Origin of the sequence: Shewanella sp. SR1 (genome assembly GCF_020447145.1) — a bacterium.
In the GTDB taxonomy this organism is placed as follows: domain Bacteria; phylum Pseudomonadota; class Gammaproteobacteria; order Enterobacterales; family Shewanellaceae; genus Shewanella; species Shewanella baltica.
Map to the genome: position 1 here is coordinate 1 of NZ_JAJAEF010000006.1, position 22,146 is coordinate 22,146.

At 46.9% G+C, this 22,146-nt stretch carries 18 protein-coding genes and 1 riboswitch; of the genes, 9 read left to right on the forward strand and 9 right to left on the reverse strand.

The features are described from left to right. Positions 1-163 precede the first annotated feature (163 nt). The 3 genes from KV201_RS06950 to KV201_RS06960 all read right to left on the reverse strand — a co-directional run bounded on the left by KV201_RS06950 (position 164) and on the right by KV201_RS06960 (position 3,780). The gene (locus KV201_RS06950; protein WP_011847247.1) at positions 164-1,732 is read right to left on the reverse strand and encodes a Na+/H+ antiporter NhaC family protein; all 1,569 of its coding nucleotides are present in this window, start codon (positions 1,730-1,732) and stop codon (positions 164-166) included. Between the two features lie 79 nt (positions 1,733-1,811). Next, positions 1,812-2,008: riboswitch (Lysine riboswitch) on the reverse strand. Positions 2,009-2,103: 95 nt separating this feature from the next. Beyond that, positions 2,104-3,030 carry an electron transfer flavoprotein subunit alpha/FixB family protein gene (locus tag KV201_RS06955; RefSeq protein WP_012089654.1) on the reverse strand — a complete coding sequence of 309 codons (927 nt, stop codon included), beginning with the start codon at positions 3,028-3,030 and terminating at the stop codon, positions 2,104-2,106. Beyond that, positions 3,031-3,780: an electron transfer flavoprotein subunit beta/FixA family protein gene (locus tag KV201_RS06960; RefSeq protein ID WP_006082338.1), complete on the reverse strand. Its 750-nt coding sequence runs from the start codon at positions 3,778-3,780 to the stop codon at positions 3,031-3,033. Positions 3,781-4,090: 310 nt separating this feature from the next. Here KV201_RS06960 and KV201_RS06965 point away from each other — a divergent pair, with 310 nt between their 5' ends. The 7 genes from KV201_RS06965 to KV201_RS06995 all read left to right on the forward strand — a co-directional run bounded on the left by KV201_RS06965 (position 4,091) and on the right by KV201_RS06995 (position 13,023). Then, positions 4,091-4,483 carry an H-NS family nucleoid-associated regulatory protein gene (locus KV201_RS06965; protein WP_006082339.1) on the forward strand — a complete coding sequence of 131 codons (393 nt, stop codon included), beginning with the start codon at positions 4,091-4,093 and terminating at the stop codon, positions 4,481-4,483. A 215-nt stretch (positions 4,484-4,698) separates the two neighbouring features. After that, positions 4,699-7,788: an amidohydrolase family protein gene (locus KV201_RS06970; RefSeq protein ID WP_226058899.1), complete on the forward strand. Its 3,090-nt coding sequence runs from the start codon at positions 4,699-4,701 to the stop codon at positions 7,786-7,788. Then, positions 7,788-9,134 (forward strand): amidohydrolase family protein, encoded by a 1,347-nt coding sequence (locus tag KV201_RS06975; protein WP_226058900.1) that lies wholly within the window; start codon positions 7,788-7,790, stop codon positions 9,132-9,134. The genes KV201_RS06970 and KV201_RS06975 overlap by 1 nt, the downstream gene beginning before the upstream one ends. A 78-nt stretch (positions 9,135-9,212) precedes the next feature. Further along, positions 9,213-9,593, forward strand: coding sequence for an Rcs stress response system protein RcsF (rcsF, locus tag KV201_RS06980; protein ID WP_006082342.1), 381 nt, complete (start codon positions 9,213-9,215; stop codon positions 9,591-9,593). A 168-nt stretch (positions 9,594-9,761) separates the two neighbouring features. Further along, complete coding sequence (gene tsaA, locus KV201_RS06985) at positions 9,762-10,496, forward strand: tRNA (N6-threonylcarbamoyladenosine(37)-N6)-methyltransferase TrmO (RefSeq protein WP_006085548.1); 735 nt, start codon at positions 9,762-9,764, stop codon at positions 10,494-10,496. Continuing rightward, on the forward strand, positions 10,497-11,141 hold the full coding sequence (locus KV201_RS06990; protein ID WP_226058901.1) for a DapH/DapD/GlmU-related protein: 645 nt from the start codon (positions 10,497-10,499) through the stop codon (positions 11,139-11,141). It abuts the gene before it with no gap. Positions 11,142-11,307: 166 nt separating this feature from the next. Next, a complete protein-coding gene (locus KV201_RS06995; RefSeq protein ID WP_226058902.1) occupies positions 11,308-13,023 on the forward strand; it encodes a proline--tRNA ligase in 1,716 nt (571 codons plus the stop codon). A gap of 148 nt (positions 13,024-13,171) precedes the next feature. Here KV201_RS06995 and KV201_RS07000 read toward each other — a convergent pair whose 3' ends face one another. Further along, positions 13,172-14,059, reverse strand: coding sequence for a helix-turn-helix transcriptional regulator (locus KV201_RS07000; RefSeq protein ID WP_319000209.1), 888 nt, complete (start codon positions 14,057-14,059; stop codon positions 13,172-13,174). 187 nt (positions 14,060-14,246) lie between these two features. Here KV201_RS07000 and panB point away from each other — a divergent pair, with 187 nt between their 5' ends. Then, positions 14,247-15,089 (forward strand): 3-methyl-2-oxobutanoate hydroxymethyltransferase, encoded by an 843-nt coding sequence (gene panB / locus KV201_RS07005; protein WP_071939636.1) that lies wholly within the window; start codon positions 14,247-14,249, stop codon positions 15,087-15,089. A gap of 136 nt (positions 15,090-15,225) precedes the next feature. Beyond that, positions 15,226-16,365, forward strand: a complete 1,140-nt coding sequence (locus tag KV201_RS07010; protein ID WP_226058904.1) for a patatin-like phospholipase family protein — start codon at positions 15,226-15,228, stop codon at positions 16,363-16,365. An 84-nt stretch (positions 16,366-16,449) separates the two neighbouring features. Here KV201_RS07010 and KV201_RS07015 read toward each other — a convergent pair whose 3' ends face one another. The 5 genes from KV201_RS07015 to KV201_RS07035 all read right to left on the reverse strand — a co-directional run bounded on the left by KV201_RS07015 (position 16,450) and on the right by KV201_RS07035 (position 22,132). After that, positions 16,450-17,544 (reverse strand): NADH:flavin oxidoreductase/NADH oxidase, encoded by a 1,095-nt coding sequence (locus tag KV201_RS07015; protein WP_226058905.1) that lies wholly within the window; start codon positions 17,542-17,544, stop codon positions 16,450-16,452. A 33-nt stretch (positions 17,545-17,577) separates the two neighbouring features. Beyond that, positions 17,578-18,117 (reverse strand): dTDP-4-dehydrorhamnose 3,5-epimerase, encoded by a 540-nt coding sequence (rfbC, locus tag KV201_RS07020; protein WP_226058906.1) that lies wholly within the window; start codon positions 18,115-18,117, stop codon positions 17,578-17,580. After that, a complete protein-coding gene (gene rfbA / locus KV201_RS07025; protein ID WP_226058907.1) occupies positions 18,107-18,994 on the reverse strand; it encodes a glucose-1-phosphate thymidylyltransferase RfbA in 888 nt (295 codons plus the stop codon). The genes rfbC and rfbA overlap by 11 nt, the downstream gene beginning before the upstream one ends. A gap of 238 nt (positions 18,995-19,232) precedes the next feature. Continuing rightward, entirely contained in the window at positions 19,233-20,594 is a 1,362-nt protein-coding gene (locus tag KV201_RS07030) for a GAF domain-containing sensor histidine kinase (RefSeq protein WP_226058908.1), read from the reverse strand. Next, a complete protein-coding gene (locus KV201_RS07035) occupies positions 20,591-22,132 on the reverse strand; it encodes a DUF3369 domain-containing protein (protein ID WP_006085562.1) in 1,542 nt (513 codons plus the stop codon). Before KV201_RS07035 ends, KV201_RS07030 begins: the two co-directional genes overlap by 4 nt. Positions 22,133-22,146: the final 14 nt, after the last annotated feature.

Sequence of the window (22,146 nt, forward strand, 5' to 3'; positions counted from 1 at the left end):
AGTTGGATGGTAAACGGGAAAGGGCTTATCCAAGAGTCCTTAAAATGAGCAAAAACAAGTTTCCGGTTAGACCAAATAAAAATGCCGTTCACTCTTAAGTGAACGGCATTAAGCATAATGCTGGCTGATTTATTTGTAGCAGTGGAAAGGCTTCAATTAAGGTTTAGCTAATTGCGCCTTTAGATTTGATTTTTAGCACTATGATGCTAACCACAAACACCACACTACAGGCCACTAAACCAGCCACAACTGACTCAGTAAATCCAAGTACGACATAACCCGTTAAGCTAATAAACGCCGCAATTAATGCATACGGTAGCTGAGTGACGACATGGTCGATATGGTGACAACTCGCGCCCGTAGACGACAAAATCGTAGTATCGGAAATCGGTGAACAGTGATCGCCAAATACCGCGCCCGCCAGCACAGAAGCAAGCATAGGTAGCATCATGCCAGTGTGACTTCCCATCGCCATATCCGCAGCAATCGGCAACATGATACCGAACGTGCCCCAGCTAGTACCGGTTGAGAACGCAGTAATACCCGCTAACACAAACATTAGGGCAGGCAAAAAGGCGAACGGAATATTGCCCGTCGCGAGACTTGCCATAAACTTGCCGGTTTCGAGTTGGCCAATCACGCCTGCGATAGTCCAAGCAAATAACAGGATATAAATCGCTGGCAGCATAGAGCGAGCGCCCTGCACTATGCCTTTGACTATCATTGATTTCTCAACGCCTTGGACTAAATTCAATATCAGCGAAATCGCTAAACCGATTAATGCACCAAAGAAAAGGGATGAACTGACATCGGTTTTCTCAAATGCTGAAATAATATTAAATTCAATCCCTTCAGCGGCAAGTACTTGAGCGCCACTGTTGACCATAAAATACAGGGTCGCAAATACCAATACAGTAATAGGCAAGAATAACCCTAAGATCTTACCGGTTTCGGCCTCAGGTAAATCCGCATTGGCTCCAGGCGGTAATCCTTTTGACTCATCGTATAAATTACCACGTTGGGCATTGAGTTCATGCTCGCGCATTGGCCCAACATCTAATCCCATAAAGACAACGAAAAGTAATAATAACAAGGAGAAAATTGCATAGAAGTTCATTGGGATCATTTGAATAAAAATACTCAAATGGCCCGTATCAGCAAAACCATGGGCCGTTAATATTCCACCAATAAGTGCAATAATATACGCGCCCCAACTTGATACTGGAGAAATAACGCACACAGGTGCCGCAGTAGAATCTAATAAATAAGCTAACTTAGCGCGGGAAATATAATAACGGTCGGTAACAGGTCTAGCGACCGAACCTACGACTAAGCTATTGAAATAGTCGTCAATAAAAACCACACACCCTAAAAACATGGTTAATAATTTAGCGTCACGTTTATTACGTATATGTAAACGAGCCCAATCGGCAAAAGCCCGCGCGCTGCCACTTACGGTAATTAACGCTGTGATCATTCCCAGTACAATTAAGAAACCGAGAATATATAAGTTCCACGAATTAAGGCCTTCGCCCGTCCAAAAAAGTCCTTTAACGCCATTAAATACAAATTCACCCGTCGCTACAGGTGAAAATTGATTGAGCAATAAAGCACCAATTAAAATACCTAACCCCAAAGAAAGCAGTACACGGCGAGTTAAGATCGCCAACACAATAGCCACCGCAGGCGGCAGCAAGGAAAGCGCCGAATCGGCATAATTCATAACAGTCATTGATTATTATCTTCGTTAAATACGAATGGAGGGCGACTGAACTGGTGGGGAAAGGCAATAGATACCCAAGGTCACCTGTCCTATCAGTAGCGCTCCATAGTAACTATTTCCAATATCCATATCGGAAAATACTATGGCAGTGTTGCACCTATTAGGTACAACCCCAGCAGTTGATCGTGATAAATCGAACCACTTCGGCACCAAATCCTTTCGCAATCGATCAACGGAATCACCCTACTGATCACTACTAATATTTGGCGCGCCTCTACTTCTAAGAACGCCCGTACCCGAGCGTGAGGCACATAAAAACATAAGCGGCTTAGCAGATGCTACCGCAAAGCCACTTAATGTGACCTAGATCACAGTTTAAATCAACCGAGACTTGTGATCAGCTCAGGAACCGCCTCAAATAAGTCCGCAACTAAGCCATAATCGGCAACTTGGAAAATTGGCGCTTCAGGATCTTTGTTAATAGCAACGATTACTTTCGCGTCTTTCATGCCCGCTAAATGTTGAATCGCGCCAGAAATTCCCACAGCAATATATAAGTTAGGCGCAACGATTTTACCGGTTTGACCCACTTGTAAATCGTTAGGCACGAAGCCAGCATCAACTGCCGCGCGTGATGCGCCAACCGCAGCACCGAGCTTGTCAGCAAGCTGCTCTAACATGCCGAAGTTTTCACCACTGCCCATACCACGGCCGCCAGAAACAATAATGCCAGCATTACCTAACTCTGGACGGGCTGATACCGTCAAAGATTGAGAAACAAACTGAGTTCTCGCTTCAAACACTTTATCGAGTGTCGTCACAGCCGCGCTGTTACCTTCTGGCGCAGCATCAAACGCACTGGCGCGTACTGTCATCACTTTGATGGCATCATGGCTTTGCACTGTCGCTAAGGCGTTACCCGCATACACAGGGCGCACAAAAGTGTCCGCACTGACGACGGTAATGACTTCAGAGATTTGCGCAACATCTAATAATGCTGCCACACGCGGAAGCGTGTCCTTACCTAAGCTCGAAGCAGAAGCCAGAATGTGGCCATAGTTTGGCGCTAAGTCCACCAGCAATTTGGCAAAATTTTCCGCTAAATGCGCTTCATACACGCTGGCATCGGCAACGAGCACTTGGCTAACGCCTTGTAGTGCTTGCGCAGCTTGGACAACCGCGCCACATTGGTGACCCGCAACCAGTACATGCACTTCATCGCCAATGGCGCGGGCGGCAGTGACGATTTTTGCCGTATCGAGTTTCAGTGCGGCATTATCATGTTCAGCTAATACTAAAATGGCCATTTAGATCACCTTCGCTTCATTTTTTAACTTTTCAACTAGCTCAGCAACCGACGCTACCATGATGCCTGCTTTACGCTCTGCTGGCGGAGTGACCTTCACAACCGTTTGGTGACTCTTTAACGTCACGCCCAAGTCAGCCACTGTAAAGACTTCTAATGGCTTACGCTTGGCTTTCATAATGTTAGGCAGTGAAGCATAACGAGGTTCGTTCAAACGTAGATCGGCAGTCACGACTGCAGGTAGCGGCATAAGTAAGGTTTGCATACCACCGTCAACTTCGCGAGCGACTTGCACAGATTGACCTTCCAATTTGATTTCAGAAGCAAAGGTCGCCTGTGGCATATCCATCAGCGCCGCGAACATTTGACCAGTTTGGTTGTTATCGCCATCGATAGATTGCTTACCAAAAATCACCAGTTCGGCTTGTTCTTTGTCTTGTACCGCTTTGAGCAATTTGGCGATAGATACTGGCACCAGTTCTTCTTCAGTATCGATATGAATCGCACGGTCTGCGCCTAATGCGAGCGCGGTACGTAATTGTTCTTGCACGGCTTTATTACCAATACTGACAACAACCACTTCAGTAGCGCTACCCGCTTCTTTTAAACGAACCGCTTCTTCTACTGCGATTTCACAAAAAGGGTTCAACGCCATTTTTAGGTTTGCAGTGTCAACACTTGTATTGTCAGCTTTGACCCTGACCTTCACATTGGCATCAACAACGCGCTTAACGGGCACCAATACTTTCATAGGGTTTCCTTCCTACACTTTCATGTACATGGACAAAACATTGGTTAATACCAATGCAGGATAGAGCAACTTTACGTCCTGTTAACGTTAACGTCAACCAAAGTCAAACGCCTGTTTGCATTTTTTAATCCGCGCAACGGCTACTTTTTTGGACACTTATTTGAGTAAATAAGAAAAGTTCAAAATATAAATAATATTTAATTTACTTAAAACGCATAATTTTATTTGATTCGAGCTATATTAGTTTCTATCATTTAGGTGTTGTTCACCATTATCCTGTATTAAAAATTAGAGTGGGACGAAAATAGATATGAGCGAATTTTTAGAGATATTAACTCACGGCCGTCGTTTTAAAGCAGCAGTTAAAGAACTTAGCGTTGAAGAGTTACGTGATTTAGCCGACAAATTAGATAAAATTTTAGTAGAACGCGAGTCTATGGCTGAGGAAGAAGAACAAGCCATGGCAGCTCGTAATGCTAAGATTGAAGAAATCCGTCAACAAATGGAAGCCGTTGGTTTATCAATTGATGACTTAGGTGGCGTAGCTGTTAAAGCAACCGCGAAAAAACGCGCTCCTCGTCCAGCTAAATACCAAATCGAAGTTGACGGTGAAATGGTTCAATGGACTGGCCAAGGCCGTATGCCAACCGTATTTAAGAACGAGATCAATAAAGGTCGTTCTATGGAAGATTTCTTAATCTAATCCAATTCGGTGTGGCGGTTCGAGTAACCAACACACATTTGCATAAAAGCTCGCATTCATTGCGGGCTTTTTTATATCCATTATTGGCTGCAATCTAAAACGACAAGCGTAAATCCCACGCCTCATTCCCGCTCAAATTGCGTTACAATTCAACCTTAGTATTTACATCTGCTTTCAGTTACTCTTTATTCACCCTCATTCGATTGAATAAAATAATGCAGATAAACAATAAGATAATTATAAGCTGCAGCATAATCGCTAGCTTAGTCTCACAGACCACATATGCCCAAATCAAGACAGGGACAACCTCCAATAAACTCACGGCTTTTACCCATGCTGAATTAATGATTGAGCCGGGTAAGCGTTTAAGCGATGCCACTTTATTGGTTGAAAATAATCGAATTAAAGCCATTATTGAGCACGGTGACATTCCCGCTGGCGCATTTAAAGTCGATTTGAGTGGTTATACTATTTACCCTGGATTTATCGATCCTTTCACCGATTATGGGATTGAGTTCGAATATCCAAAACTTGGGCTCACTCGCCCTGTCTATGATATTAAACGTATCGGCGGCAATGCAGACAATGGCGCAATTCATTCTGAAAAAGAATGGTTTAATTACGTTTATCCCAATAAAGAACGCGCGAAAGAGTGGATCAATAATGGCTTTACGAGTGTGCAAAGTAGCAAACTCGACGGAATCTTCCGAGGGACGGGTGTTAGCCTGTCATTAGCAGACAAAACCGCCAACGAAGTGATTTATCGTGCCCGCAGTCAACCTTTTATGGCATTCGATAAAGGCTCATCTGAACAAGATTATCCGTCATCATTAATGGGCAGTATTGCACTTATTAGACAAACCTTTGCCGACGCCAATTGGTATAACCAAAATAAAAACAAACAAGGCAATGGCGCAATAAACAATCAAGTCGAATTTAATATCGCCTTTGAACGCTTAGATAATTTAACCGATAAGCAAATTATCTTTGAAACCAAAAACCTCAACGATCAATTGCGTGCAGCCCATTTGCTCAAAGAACATAAACTGTCAGCCAATCTACTCGGTAATGGTCAAGAATACTCGCGCATCAATGAGTTAAAGGCGCTGAACTACCCGTTAATCTTGCCTTTAAACTATCCGCAAGCACCTGATGTCGGGACAGATGATACCGATCGCGAAGTGTCACTGGCGGATTTAAGACAGTGGGAACGTGCGCCAACCAATCCAGCAGAAGTTGCAAAAGCAGGTATTCCCTTCGCGCTAACGCAGTTTGGTATTAAGACCGATGCTTTTTGGCCGCGACTGCGCCAAGCCATTACTCAAGGTTTAACTGAAGAGCAAGCCTTAGCCGCACTGACCACCCAAGCCGCCGAGATGACAGGCACCGCCGATTTTACCGGCAAACTCGCACCCGGTTACATGGCAGACTTTGTAGTCACTAAGGGCAATATTTTTAAAGAGGGCCAGATCTACAGTGTTTGGTTGCAAGGTCAGGAGCAAAGTCTTCGCTCACTGCCCCAAGCACGATTACTGGGCGATTATCAATTAAGCCTCAATAACCTCACGCTGGATTTATCGCTGCAAGATGTGAGTAAAGGTGATAAACCCAAAATCCAAGGCAGCTTAAGCAGTGGCGAACAAAGCATCGCGCTCACTCAACTTAAGTTAGATGACGACGGTCGATTAAGCTTTACTGCCGATTTGAGCGCCGCAGGCATCAATGGCCTTAGCCGCTTTACCCTGTGGATGGCCGATGACGGTATTCAGGGCCGCATGGTCGATGCCAAGAGTCGCACCACAAATGTTGCCGGTATTGCGATAGCGCAAACTGCAGCGGTTAATAGTGCCACTCAAGAAGACAATCAAACGCCCAAGGATAAAGCCAACACAAGTCTAGTGAGTCACCTCACCTACCCTAACGTCGCTTACGGACTGAGAGAAGCCCCTAATGTTGAGAAGCTGCACATCAAGAATGCCACCCTGTGGACATCGGATAAACAAGGTATTCTCGAACATGCTGATCTCTTGATGGCCAATGGCCGCATCGAAAAAATTGGCCAACAATTAAGTACGCCATCAGGTTATCAAGTCCTCGATGCAACAGGTAAACACCTCACCGCTGGCATAGTCGATGAACACTCGCATATCGCCATTAATGGCGGTACTAACGAAGGAACAGACGCAGTTACCTCTGAAGTACGCATTGGTGATGTGATTAATCCCGACGATATTTCAATCTATCGCGCCTTAGCAGGCGGTGTCACCAGCGCACAAATACTCCACGGCAGCGCCAATCCTATCGGCGGCCAATCGCAACTGATCAAAATGAAATGGGGCGAAACGGCAGAGCAACTTAAATTTGCTAACGCGCCCGCCAGTATCAAGTTCGCGCTAGGTGAAAACGTTAAGCAGAGCAACTGGGGAGAGAAATTTGTACAACGTTTCCCACAAACCCGCATGGGAGTCAAAGCGTTATTTGAAGAAACCTTCGATGCCGCCATCGCCTATGAGAATGCGTTAAAAGCCTATGATGACCTGCGCTCCAGCGATAAGAAAAAAACCGTCGCACCGCGCCCAAGTTATCGCCTGCAGGCGGTGGCCGAAGTATTAAATCAGCAACGTGATGTGCACATTCATTCTTACGTGCAGTCAGAAATTCTGATGTTTATCCGCCTAGCCGAGGCCTATCACTTTAAAGTGCAAACCTTTACCCATGTGCTCGAAGGTTACAAAGTGGCGAGTGAACTGGCCGCCCATGGCGCTGGCGCCTCGACCTTTGCCGATTGGTGGGCCTATAAGTTTGAGGTGTACGACGCGATTCCGCAAAACGCTTGCCTGATGCAAAAAAAAGGCGTGACCACCAGCATAAACTCAGACGACTATGAAATGCAGCGCAGACTCAACCAAGAAGCAGCTAAATCTATGATGTATTGCAATATGTCGAAGGAAGATGCTTGGAACATGGTCACTATCAATCCAGCCAAACAATTAAGAGTCGATGAATTTGTGGGTTCACTCACCCCGGGAAAAATGGCCGATGTCGTGCTGTGGAACGCAGAGCCACTGTCGATTTACGCCAAAGTGACGCAGGCATGGGTTGAAGGAAAACGCTACTTTGACCGCGACCAAGACCAAGTCGCCCAGCTCGCCGTAGTCAACGAGCGCGCCGCACTTATCCAAAAAATTCTCAGCAGTGATGATCAAGCCAAAGCGGGTGAAAAAGTCACGCCACTTAACGAGCCACAGTGGCACTGCGACACCCACTATCAGGCATGGGGCCACACTCATGAGGGAGCCAAATAATGCAACATTCATCTAAACCCGTTTTGTTTGCGGCGCTACTGGGCGCGATTTGCACCACGCTGGCCCCAGCGATGGCCAGCGATATCGTGCCAACACCTAAACAAAGTCGCAGCGTACTGATTAAAAACGCCACTGTGCACACAGTCAGTCAAGGCGTGCTCAGCAACACTGATGTCTTGATTGAAAATGGCAAGATCACGGCCGTTGGGCCTCAACTCACCAGCCAAACCAACAGTGCAACCGCAGAAACCAGTGACACTCAAGTCGTCGATGCCAGCGGTAAACACTTGTATCCGGGCTTAATCGCCCTAGACACCAGCTTAGGTTTGGTCGAAATTGAAATGAGCCGCCCCACGGTTGATAACGCCGAGGTGGGTTATATCAACCCGCAGATCAGCACAGCGACGGCTTACAATCCAGATTCTGAGCTCATCCCGACCATACGTTTCAACGGCATTACCCACGCACAAATCGTCCCGAGCGGCGATGGTATTGCTGGGCAATCGGTACTGGTGAATCTTGATGCGTGGACGATTGAGGATGCGCTGACCCCCAGTGCTGGGCAGTTCCATGTCTACTGGCCGCAAATCAAACGCATGCCTGAAGATGAAAAAGAGAAAGCCAAGGCTATCGAGAAAAATCAGCAGGCGATCGACCAGCTCAATATCGCCTTTGAGGATGGCTATCGCTATTTCTTAAGTGATAAAGCCAAGGGCAAAGATAACAACAAGGATGAAGATCCACAGTCCGCGACCAACAACCTTCGCTGGCAGGCCATGTTGCCGCTATACCAAGGTAAAGCGACACTGTTTGCCCATGCCGACAGTGTTGGCCAAATTGAGCAAGTGATTGCCCTGACGAAAAAATACCAATTCAAATTGGTGATTGTCGGCGGATACGATGCATGGCGCTTGGCCTCAAGCCTGAGGGAAGTTAAGGCTGGGGTCATTTATCCTCATACTTTGAGTCTGCCTAAGCGTAAAGATGAACCAGTAGATTTGCCCTTTAAAATCCCCTCCTTGCTCGCTAATGCAGGAATTCCCTTTGCCCTTGGGTTCTCATCGGACTGGAACAGCCGTAACTTACCCTATGCAGCAGGTTATAGCGCCGCCTATGGTTTAACGCCTGAGCAAGCGCTTAAGTCCATCACCTTAGATGCAGCAAAACTGTTAGGTGTCGAGGATTTAGGGGCCATTGCCGTGGGATACCAAGGCAGTGTTGTACTGTCCGATGGGGACATTCTCGACCCTATGACCAATAAGATAGAGGCTATCTGGATTGAAGGACGGCAGATAGATCTGAATAATCGCCATCAGCAGCTTTATCAAAAGTACCTTAAGCGGTAGAATTTACTCAGATAATAATATCGCATCGGCGCAGCCTACCAAGGCTGCGCAGTTTTCCCCTCAATCTCAGGTCAAACCATGAAAATTATCCTCTCAAGTGCATTAGTGCTACTGCTCAGTGCCTGTGCAAGCGACTACAGTTTTAACAGTAATTTGGACGGTGAGGCGATCAATGACTATTTCAAGGCATCCGATGTCACCCTTTATGAAGGCGATACCTTGCCAAAAGGTCATTACGAATTAAAAGGTTTGGTCCAAGGGGAATCCTGTCAGGCCGATGTCAACAGCGTACCTGCGTCATTAGCCGATGCCAGAACCGAAGCCCGCCGTAATGCCGCAGATAAAGGCGCTAACGGCATTATCATCAAACAATGTGTGATGTTAGATGAAGCCGCCCAAGGTTGTATCAGCCGCGCCCTGTGCGTCGGCCAAGCAGTCAAAACGGCTACTGCAGAGTAAGCCCCACGCGAGCAAGCGTAAAGTTCGCGATTCGATGATCTGAGATTGCCCGTATCAACCGCTTAATGGCTAACGCTGCATAATTAGCGCTCAAAGATTGGCCTTATGATGAGCTTAGAATGATGAGTTTAGGCGGTTGTTATATTTATCTTTTTAGGTAATTTTTGCATGACATTTACCAACCAAATTGTCGCAGTAGCGACATGCCGCACGCCGTATAAACAAAAGTTTGGCATTCCAAGACAACCCGGACTCGTTGAGGCTCGCGGCTATGTTGAACTAGAGCCCCATGTAAATCATATCGATGCGGTGCGTGGCATAGAACAATATTCCCATCTCTGGTTGCTATTTTGCTTCCATGAGAATCTTGCCCAAGGTTGGAAAACCACAGTACGGCCACCGCGATTGGGCGGCAATGAAAAACTCGGCGTGTTCGCCACTCGCTCCACTTTTCGCCCTAATGGCATAGGTCAATCTGTGGTGAAACTGCACGGCGTAGTACAACGCAAGGGCAAAGTGTGCCTCGAAATTTCCGGTATGGATCTGGTCGATGGCACGCCGATTATCGATATTAAGCCTTACATTCCATTCTCGGATTCGATTACCGATGCTGTGGGCGGCATTGCTCAAGACGCCCCTAAACTGATTTCAGTGGTGTATTCCGATAATGCCAAGGCACAAATTGAGCGTTATGCCCAGCAGGAAACCTACACAGATTTAGCCGTACTTATCCGCGGAGTCTTGGGGCAAGATCCGCGCCCCGCCTACAAAAAAGCCAAAGACGATCCTAAGTTATATCAAGTCGCCCTCTATGATTTAGATGTGTTCTGGCAAATGGCGGCCGATGATAATGACCAAGAATACATCTTGGTATTAGAACTCAAACCGGGGAAATGTGGCTAAATGTCTGCGCCAACGCCTAGATCAGAGCCGGCATCTTTGCCTGATTACCAAAGCCAGCATAAAAAGCGTCTCTCTTGGATGCCGTGGCTGTATTTTTCTTTAAAAGAGAAACATTTAGTCTGGGCAAAACCTTGGCAGGATGAGATCCAAGCAACGCTTTGCGCCCTCGAAACGGTCAACATCGGCGAGCACTGTTTTATTGCCCCCGACGCGCAGTTATTCGCCGAACCCAATCGTGATATCCGCATGGGTAATCGCTGCATGATCGCCGCCGACTGTTTTTTACACGGGCCCATCACGCTAGGGGATGAAGTGGCGATTAATCATGGTTGCTCCTTCGATGGCGGCAGGGTCGGTATTCAGATTGGTAACCAGACCCGCATCGCCAATAATGTCACCCTTTACGCCTTCAACCATGGCATGGCGCCAGATACGCCCATCTATCAACAAGCTGCCAACTCCAAAGGTATTGTTATAGGTAAAGATGTGTGGATTGGCGCTCAGGCCGGCATAGTCGATGGTGTGACCATTGGCGATCACGCTGTGGTGGGTATGGGTAGCATAGTGACGAAAGATGTGCCCGACTGGGCGATAGTGGCTGGCAACCCTGCCAAAGTGATTGGCGATAGGCGTGATAAAAGCTAAATCGGCTGGTACAAATCGCCGATAAAATCGCTTTCCTTTGCCTCAGTAATCTTCTCAAAAATGCTATTTGTCTCCCAGCTAGTTGAATTTAACCTAAATACGTAGGTGACATCATCAAAGCAGGTGATAAAATGGCGACCATTCAACTCAAATTTGGACATCGGTAATGCGCGTCAGCAAGTACCTGCTATCAACACAGAAAGAAACTCCTGCCAACGCAGAAGTCATTAGTCATCAATTAATGTTACGTGCGGGCATGATCCGTCGAAATGCGTCGGGCCTTTATAGCTATCTCCCCACGGGCTTACGCGTACTGCGTAAAGTCGAAGCCATTGTTCGCGAAGAAATGAACAAAGCCGGTGCAATTGAAATTCTGATGCCTATGGTGCAACCGGCAGACTTGTGGGTAGAAACAGGTCGTTGGGAAAAGTTTGGTCCCGAGCTGCTGCGCTTTAAAGATCGTCACAATCGCGACTTCGTACTGGGCCCAACCCACGAAGAAGTGATCACCGATCTCATTCGTAAAGAAGTCAGCTCATACAAGCAATTACCGCTGAACCTTTACCAAATCCAAACCAAATTCCGTGACGAAGTTCGCCCACGTTTTGGCATGATGCGCTCACGCGAATTCTTGATGAAAGACGCCTACTCTTTCCACCTTGACGTCGATACTATGAATGAAACCTATGAGGCCATGTACAACGCCTATAGCAACATTCTGACGCGCATGGGCTTAGCCTTCCGTCCAGTATTAGCTGACACAGGTTCTATCGGTGGCAGCATGTCACACGAGTTCCACGTTCTGGCGCAAAGCGGTGAAGATTTAATTGCTTACTCAACGGGCAGCGATTACGCGGCTAACATTGAGAAAGCCGAATCACCAGTACCCACTGAGCCTCGCGGCGCAGCCACTGAAGAATTGCGTTTAGTCGATACCCCAAATGCGAAGACCATTGCTGAATTGGTTGAGCAGTTTGATCTGGATATCACTAAAACCGTCAAAACCTTGATCGTCGTCGGCGCATCAGAAGCGACGCCGTTAGTGGCACTGATTGTTCGCGGTGACCATGAACTCAATGAAGTCAAAGCCGACAAGTTAGACTTAGTGGCATCACCAGTAGAAATGGCATCAGAAGCGCTGATCCGTGACGCCATTGGCGCAGGTCCTGGTTCACTTGGCCCTATCGGTCTTAACATCCCTATCGTTATCGACCACAGCGTTAGCGTGATGAGCGATTTTGCTGCTGGTGCGAATGTGGATGACAAACATTATTTTGGTATCAACTGGGAACGCGATCTGCCAACAGCACAAGTTGCCGACATCCGTAACGTAGTCGAAGGCGAGCCAACACCAGATGGTTCAGGCACTTATGCTATGGCACGCGGTATTGAAGTGGGACATATTTTCCAACTGGGTACTAACTACTCTAAATCGATGAACGCTACTGTACTTGACGAAAACGGCAAGTCACAGGTGCTATTGATGGGTTGTTACGGCGTCGGCGTAAGCCGTATTGTGGCCGCAGCCATCGAGCAAAACTTCGATGACCGTGGCATCATTTGGCCAGAGGCGATTGCGCCATTTAGCGTGGGCATTCTGCCAATGAACATGCACAAGTCGCACCGCGTAACCGATATCGCCGAGCAGTTATACAAAGACTTAAACGAAGCGGGTATTGACGTATTACTGGACGATCGTAAAGAGCGTCCAGGCGTTATGTTTGCCGATATGGAACTGATTGGTATCCCACACACAGTGGTGATTGGCGATCGCAATATCGATGCTGGCGTATTTGAATACAAAAACCGCCGCACTGGTGAAAAGCAAGATATTCCATTTGATCAACTGCTCGACTTCCTAAAAAACGCAGTGAAAGGCTAAGCCTCCACGCGCAATATAGAAAAGCTTAACGATCAAAAACGAAACGCACTTAAGGCCAGCTTAAGTGCTTTTTTTATTGGCTTTTTATTGACCTTCTTCGATCACATTGACTCGCGACAATACTTTTTATCTGTGGCTGTTTATCTTTTTATTTTTGGCACTGTACTTTTGGCAAGGTACTTTGCGCTAACAGGTACTGACTCGGAGCGACGCCCATCAACTGCCTAAACATATATCCAAAGGCTGAACCCGAGGCATAACCTAAAGATAACGCTGTAGTGAGCACAGATTCACCTCGACTGAGCATTTGAATCGCCACCTGCAATCTAAGCCTTTGCAGCCATTGGCTATAACTCAGCCCTGTTTGCTGTTTAAATAATCTCGCTAACGTGCGAGCCGAGGCGCCGACCTCCCGCTGCCAATCCACCAAAGTACGTTGCTCGCTCGGATCCGCAAGCAAAGCCTCGGTAATGCGCAGTAATTTTTTATCCTTAGGATAAGGTAAATCTAAGGCGACCTTAGGTGCGAGCACCATAAAGTCACGGATCACCATCAAGAGCCGTATAGCGCTATCCTTAAAATCGGGCTCAATCAGCCCAGCCTCACTCCTCATCAAGGCATTAGCCTCTTGCAGTAGCAACTGCAAAACAGGCTTCACATTCAGACAAGTACAGCTGGGTGGAAAACCGCCTATCTGGGTGTCATCCAAATACAGACTGCTCAATTGCACCTGACTTAGCGCGATAACCTCATGATCGACAAAGGGAGGCACCCACACCGCTTGTTCAGGCGGCACTATGTAACGCCCCGCAGGCGTAATCACACTCAACACACCTTGGCTGGCATAAATGACCTGTCCCCAAGAATGACGATGGCGCTGCACATGTTCAAACGGCTTGAGTGTTCGCTTAAGCAACATGATGGATGCGCTTAGCCCTGCGGCGGCTAAACGTGATGGCGCCACCTGAGTGTGCTGAGTGATGTGCTGCTGGGATAAAGGAGTGTCAGTGACTTGATTCAAGGTGTTATCGCCCAAGGTGATTTTTATATCGAAGCTTCTTTTCGTATTATCGAGCCTCTTCCGTATATAAAGCGCCTCTTCGTATAAAGCACTTTTATGTATAGAAGTGTCTTTTTATCTAGACATTAAGTCAATCTATCGAGCTAACACCAAAGCGGCAAGCGCTAACATGCCCTCTCAGATTTAACAAATTGGAGATGACATGAGCATCCACATGAATAAAAATCGGGTTACGCCCGTCACCTTACAGAAAATGAAAGGTAAAACGCCAATAGTCGCCCTCACCGCCTATGAAAAACCGATGGCGGAACTTATCGATCCCCATGTGGATATGATTATCGTCGGCGACTCCGTCGGTATGGTGGTTTATGGGCAAGACTCTACACTCGGAGTTACCTTAGAAATGATGATTAATCATGGTCTTGCTGTCACTCGCGGCGCAGCACATGCCTGCGTGATTATCGATATGCCCTTTGGGAGTTATCAAGAATCGCCTCAGCAAGCCTTTAGACATGCCAGCCAAGTATTGATTCGCACAGGCGCGCAAGCGGTAAAACTCGAAGGGGGCGCAGAGATGCTCGACACCACTCGCTTTTTAACCCAGCGAGGGATCCCTGTGATGCCACATATAGGATTAATGCCACAACACGTCAATCAATTGGGTGGATTTAAAACCCAAGCAAGGGATGCAACAGCAATCGAAGCCCTCGTTCGTTTAGCAAAAGACTTTGAGCAGGCTGGCGCTTTTAGCATACTGATTGAAGGCACATCCGAACTCGCGGCGCGCACAGTAACAGCAGAAGTCTCAATCCCCGTAATCGGCATTGGCGCCTCACCCGCCTGCGATGGTCAAGTGCTCGTAACTGAGGACATTTTAGGCTTATTTTCTGACTACACGCCTAAATTTGCCAAACGCTATATCGACCTAAGCTCCTTAATCACTCACGCCTGCGCCGAATACGCCAGAGAAGTGAGAAGCGCTGAATTTCCAACAACAGAGCATTGTTTTGGCCTCAGCCAAACTATCAAGATTACAGCGGATTAATTGCCTAAAGCGAAATATTGCAGCAATCGAATAAACTATAAATCGAAATTTGCAACTAATTGAGTCTACCGACTTGCTTTTTATAGGGGGGCGTTGCTTTAATAAAACTATTAAAACAATAAATTGAGTCTGAAGATTGCCTACATCAACTGCATTAGTCTTAGGTGGCGGCGGCGCAAGAGCCGCCTATCAAGTCGGCGTGCTAAAAGCACTGGTTCAGCTTTATCCGCGTAATCATGGCATTCCCTTTAAAATCATTTGTGGCACCTCGGCAGGTGCCATTAATGGCACTTCCATTGCCACCCATGCTTCCTGTTTTCATCTTGGCGTCAAAAAGCTCGAATGGGTATGGCGCCATTTTGAGACTCGCAAAGTGTATCGCGCATCCATCACTGGCGTGCTTGGCCACCTTGGTAAAATGGCTCTCAAAGGCATGCAGGACGATAAGGTTAATACCGACGCCGGCAGTCTGCTCGATAACGATCCACTCCGAAAACTGCTCAATGAATTAATCGATTTTAAACGTATCGACCGTAATATTCGCAGCGGCGCACTCACCGCACTCAGCGTCGATGCCTCTTGCTACAACAACTCACGCTCAGTAAGTTTTTTCCAAGCATCACGGGATATCGAAAACTGGACCCGCGCTAGACGCAGCGGCGAACGTATGATGCTCAACACTGAGCACCTACTCGCCAGTTCGGCTATTCCTATGGTGTTCCCCTCGATTAAACTCAACCAAGCCTATTATGGCGATGGCTCGGTCCACCAGCTGGCTCCGCTCTCAAGCCCTATCCATTTAGGCGCTGAAAAACTCTTAGTCATTAACTTAGAGAGTCCACACAAACACTTCCCAATGGAACTGGAATATCACCCGAAAACGGCATCCATAGCGGGCCACCTGCTCGATACGATCTTTTCCGACACTTTAAACAGCGACCTTGAGCGACTTGAAAGGATCAATAACACCTTAAGCCTCATTCCCGAGTCAAGCCGTAACAAACTCGCCTTACATCCTATTAAAACCTTAGTCATCAAACCCAGCGAAGACCTCAGCAAAATTGCCGCCCGCTTCTACGATGACATGCCATGGGCAGTAAAAACCTTACTCGGTTTTATTGGTATAGATAGACAATCAGATTCTAGTATCGTGTCCTACCTATTATTTGAAAAAACCTACACCAGCGCGTTGATCGACCTAGGCTACAAAGATGCCATGGAGCAAATCGACGAACTTAAAGCCTTTTTTGGTTTAGACCAAAATCCATCATCTTAAGGACATAACTGAAATTCCCAATGGGTATTTGGTACCTTAACATTCTAAAATCATGCTAAGTCACCCTAAGTAATACCCGGCGCTCTACTCTATTGGTGACTTGATCCCATGGGGCGATGAGCGTAAATACTGTGGCGGCGCTTTAACAGTTGCACCTAATGTTGCAGCGGCATGCCAAGGCCAATGGGGGTCATAGAGCATAGTGCGAGCAAGCGCGATAGCATCGGCCTGCCCTTGTGCCAAAATCGTTTCCGCTTTATTAGCGTCTGTAATTAATCCCACGGCAATCACAGGTGTGTTTACCTCACCTTTAATGGCTTCGGCAAAAGGCACTTGAAAGTGCTCAGCGACAGGAATTTGTTGCAGCGGACTTAACCCACCAGTACTCACATGAATAAAATCGCAACATCTGCTCTCTAATGCTTTTGCCAACACTAGGCTTTGGGCTAAATCCCAACCACCCTCGACCCAATCGGTTGCCGAAATTCGCACACCGAGTGCCATTTTAGGCGATATCACAGCCTTAATGGCGTCAAACACGGCCAACAACAAGCTCAGTCGATTCTCTAAACTGCCACCATATTTATCGGTACGTTGATTCGATAACGGAGATAAAAATTGGTGTAACAAATAACCGTGGGCAGCATGAATTTCAATCGCATCAAGCCCTAATCGTTCGGCTCTTTGCGCCGAACTGACAAATGCCAAGATAAGCTCATCAATTTCATCAAAGGTCATCGCACTCGGTAATGCAGTGCCTTCATTAAAGGCCTGCGCGGAAGGCGCTATCGTCTGCCAACCGTTATGTTCGTCGGGTGCAATAGCGCCGCCACCTTCCCAAGGTTTTCGAGTTGATGCTTTACGCCCCGCATGGGCAAGCTGTATCGCCATCGGCATATTTGAGTATTTACGGATAGACTTGAGGGTTTTATCTAAGGCGGCTTCCGTTTTGTCATCCCATAGGCCTAAATCTGCATAGGAAATTCGGCCATTGGGCAGAACGGCGGTAGCCTCTAAAATGAGCATTCCCGCGCCCGATAACGCCATGCTCCCTAAATGAATCGTATGCCAATCGGTTGCTTGGCCGTTTTCAGCCGAATACTGACACATGGGCGCGATAATAATGCGGTTCGCTAACTCAAGTTGACCTAAGGTTAAAGGCGAAAATAATAAACTCATTGTCATTCCTTTTAATACAAACCGTGATTGGCTTTATGATGGTGAACTGGCGATGCTATCTCGCGTGGATAAAATCGGTGCAGTAATTAATGGCCAATCAATGGCAAACTCAGCACTGTTCCAAGCGACAACGCTTTCATCTTCAGGATCATAGTATTGGGTACATTGATAAATAACCTCAGCATAATCACTGAGAACATAAAAACCGTGAGCAAAGCCCGGTGGGATCCACATTTGCAGATGATTCTCTGCAGATAGCACTCGCCCAACCCATTTCCCATAGGTGGCCGAGTCGGGCCTTATATCGACGGCCACATCAAAAATGCTCCCTGCACAGACCCGCACTAACTTACCCTGCGGTTTACGCCGTTGAAAATGCAAGCCTCGCAGGACATTACGTTGCGAACGGCTGTGATTCTCCTGCACGAACACACATGACTCGAATCCCCGCTGTGCAAAGCAGGCATCAAAATAGGATTGCCTAAACGTCTCCATAAAGAAACCGCGTTCATCCCCAAAGACTTGCGGTTCAAACACTAGCACTTCGGCTAACTCAGTTGTGCTACATTTCATCAAAAACCTGCTTATCGAGTAAGCCGAGCAAATACTCACCATAACCACTTTTGAGTAAAGGCTGAGCTAATTCAACTAATTGCTGCGCATTGATCCAACCGCTGCGAAATGCAGTCTCTTCTGGGCAATTGATCTTTAGACCTTGTCGTTTCTCAATGGCAGCAACAAATTGTGTCGCCTCGGCCATCGCATCCGGCGTGCCAGTATCTAACCAAGCTGTCCCCCGCCCTAGAATATCGACGCGCAATTCTCCCAAGGCTAAGTAACGAGTGATAACATCGACAATCTCTAACTCGCCCCTTGCCGAAGGTAAAACCGTTTTTGCAAATGCGGCCGCGCGGCCGTCAAAAAAGTACAACCCAGGCATAGCGTAACGAGAGCGTGGATGATGAGGTTTTTCTTCAATAGAAAGCACCTTACCTGCACCATCAAACTCAACGACACCGTAAGCGTTAGGATTCGCCACATGGTAACCAAAAACGGTCGCCCCAGCTTGGGCTTGCCAAGCATATTGCAAATTTGCCGCTAAGTGCTGACCATAGAATAGATTATCCCCAAGAATAAGCGCACAGGCCTCACCCGCTAGAAATGGCTCAGCAATGATGAGCGCTTGCGCCAATCCCTTCGGAGAGGCTTGCTCGGCATATTGCAGCTTAAGTCCCCAATGACTGCCATCGCCGAGTAATCCATGGAATAGCGGCAAATCGTGGGGAGTGCAAATAATCAAGATATCCCGAATATCAGCCTGCATCAGGGTGACAAGTGGATAATAAATCATAGGTTTATCGTAAATGGGCAGTAATTGCTTACAAACAACCTGCGTCATAGGATAAAGACGCGAGCCAGTACCGCCCGCCAGTAAAATGCCTTTTCTCATTGAAATATTTAAGATTGATAAGCTAGGTGAAGTGTCCAGATTGTAGCATATAAAAGACGACGAGCCGGAAGAACGGATGACAGGAGATGAGTCAGTCGATTAACAAAAATAATGGCGCAATAGCCGTTTGTATTCCAAGCACTAAAAGCCATTTAGCTTCTATTAAGATGAATGAATCCTCTGTTCCATAAAGATAAGCGCATTTGCTGAACCTAGCGATCACCAACCTACACCCTTGCTACTGCTCGGGGATAAATATCTCAATACGTAACCCCTGATTCGGCGCTGAGAAGAGAGAAACATTACCATTGAGCTTTTGAGTGACCAGATTATAAATAATCGACATCCCCAAACCTGTGCCACCACTTTGGCGCGCAGTGGTGAAAAATGGCTCGAATGCTTTGGCTTTCACTTCATCGGACATGCCGATGCCATTGTCTTGATAAGTCATCTTGATCTGTGCACCCTCCTTTTCAACCATAATGACAATTTGTTTATCTCCGACAAAATCATCAGGGAAAGCGTGGCGAAAACTGTTAGCGACTAAATTGGTAAAAATCTGAGCGATGGCGCCGGGGTAGGAATCAATGAAAATATTGTCATCGAGTTCGACTCTTAAAGTGATGTTTTTCTTACGCATTAAGGGCTTTAATGAACTAAATATTTGGAAAATATAATTCTTTAAATTAAAGCGCTCACGTTCCAATATCGATTGATCTGCGGCAGTGCGTTTAAAGTTATGAACAAGTTCTGCGGCGCGGGAAAGATTACGTTCAATTAAACATAAACCGTCCTGCATTGTATTGATAAAACTGACAAACTTATCTTCATCGAGGTCGTTTTGCTCGAATGACCCTTTTAGTAGCGATAACTCATCCAAACAATGGGTCACGGATGTTACCGCGATACCCAGTGGCGTATTCACCTCGTGAGCAACACCGGCAACTAAGCTACCTAAGGCGGCCATTTTTTCATTTTCAATTAAGTGCTTTTGGGTCGATTTTAAGGTCGATAGTGCCGTCTCAAGTTCTGTTGTTCGCAGTTCAACTTGATGCTCCAAATCGGTATTGATGAGTTTGAGCTGTTGTTGGTATTCGAGGATCTCTTTGGCACTCATGGCTCGACCAAAGAGATCGGCCAGTGCCGAAGCAAACGCCTTTTCATCCCGCGTCCATTCCCTCGCCTCACCTTGATGCTCAGAACAAATAATCCCCACCATTTTGCCGTGGTGACGAATGGGACTATCCAGCATAGAGGTGATCTGATTCGGTTTCAGGTAAGTGTCGACAAACTCTTTGGTGGCAGGATCCGTTTGCGCCTTGTTAGCGACAATGGTGCGCTCATTGTCGAGTAAGCTGAAATAATGGGGAAACTGCGCGCGAGTGAGCACTAACGCTTCTTGCGGCTGTTGGTGGTCGAGTAAATAATAACAAGCAATAGTCTGATTATCCTGACCAAACAACCAAATGCCCGCCCGCGTGATCTGTAATCCCTTACAGATTGAACTCACAATAAGTTGTGATGCTTGAATGAGATCGCCCTCATCAATAACCTGAGACTTACTGACATCAAATAGGATTCGATCAAGCATTCGGGTCATAGCGGTTCGTCCGGAATATGGATATGTAGGGAGGCAAACGCATCTAACAGTTTTAAACTCGCTTCACACAATACGGGGTCAAACTGCTTACCCGATTGCGCCAAAATATACTCTCGTACCGCATCGACTGACCACGCCTCTTTATAACTGCGCTTGGAAAGCAACGCATCAATCACATCGACAATCGCCATGAGTCGGCCTTCAATGGGGATTTCTTCCTTAGCAATTCCACGGGGATAACCTTGCCCATCCCAACGCTCATGGTGGGTATAAGCAATTCGGGCACCCATTTTGGCAATAATACGATTTGATCCCGCGAGCAAATTATAGCCTTTCTCAGCATGGGTTTGCATGATCGCCCATTCCTCGGCATCAAGCTTGCCCGGCTTATGCAAAATACTCTCAGGGATACCTATTTTACCCACATCGTGCAGCGGCGCAGCATATCGAATCGTTTCGATAAAGTCCGCGTGCATGCCGATGGCAATCGCGAGCATTTCAGTCATGCGCGCAACCCGACGTACATGGGCTCCGGTCTCTTTACTGCGCTGCTCAATGGCATCGCCTATGATTAAAATCAGCTCCCTTTGCGTCTGCTGCACATTTTCACGGCCCGACAAATTCTCAAAGGTTAAGCTCACATTCGCCGCAAATAGCTCAAGAATACTGACTTGAAAATCCGTTAATTTAGTGTTGTGCTGCAAGTATAAAATACTGGTGACATGACCACTTAGCTCATAGAACCCAACGTAAATATTGTCACGAACGAGCGAGGTTTTTAGCGCGATAGCCTCGATAATATACTCACGTACATCCCCAGGTAGCGTCTCAACGCTGCCACCTTCACAGTAACTGATCATCTCACCCGTGGCGGCCAGAAGATTCATTTGGGTATCGAGGTAAAGGTCTTGATGATAGCTGGTGAGATAAAGGGCTGAGCTTTCAAGATTGAGTAACTGCAAAGTCTGTTCGAGCACCGCACTGCCAAAATTATGTAATGTATGACTTTTAAGTACCGAGGTGGAGGCAGCAATAACTTTCTCCATCCCCTTCTGGCTTTGCTCGATGATTTTAATATCGCGATAGGAACGCAGTGAAGTGTAGACACAAGACTTAAGCCGAGCCGCGGTAAGCTCTGTTTTGGCCTTGTAATCATTGATATCAAAGTCCCGAATCACTTGATCTTCAGGCGCCTGTCCCGGCTGGCCTGTGCGTAAAATGATGCGGGTGCTGTGATTATTTAATTCAGTACGGATTTTTTGAACTAGCTCTAATCCGGCATGGTCGGTTTCCATGACCACATCAATAAAAGCCAATGCAATATCCGTTTCGGTTTGAAGTAATGCTAAACCTTCAGCGGCGCTGTAACAGGAATAGAACTGTAATACCCGATTATCTAAGGTCAGATTTTTTAGAGCAAATCGAGTCACCTCATGGATCCCAGGCTCATCATCAATAATGGCAACTTTCCAAATGCCTTGTTTAGGCTTATGGGATTTATCCTCGATAACATCAGCACTTTTCTTAAATAACGCCACAGAACCACCGTCTA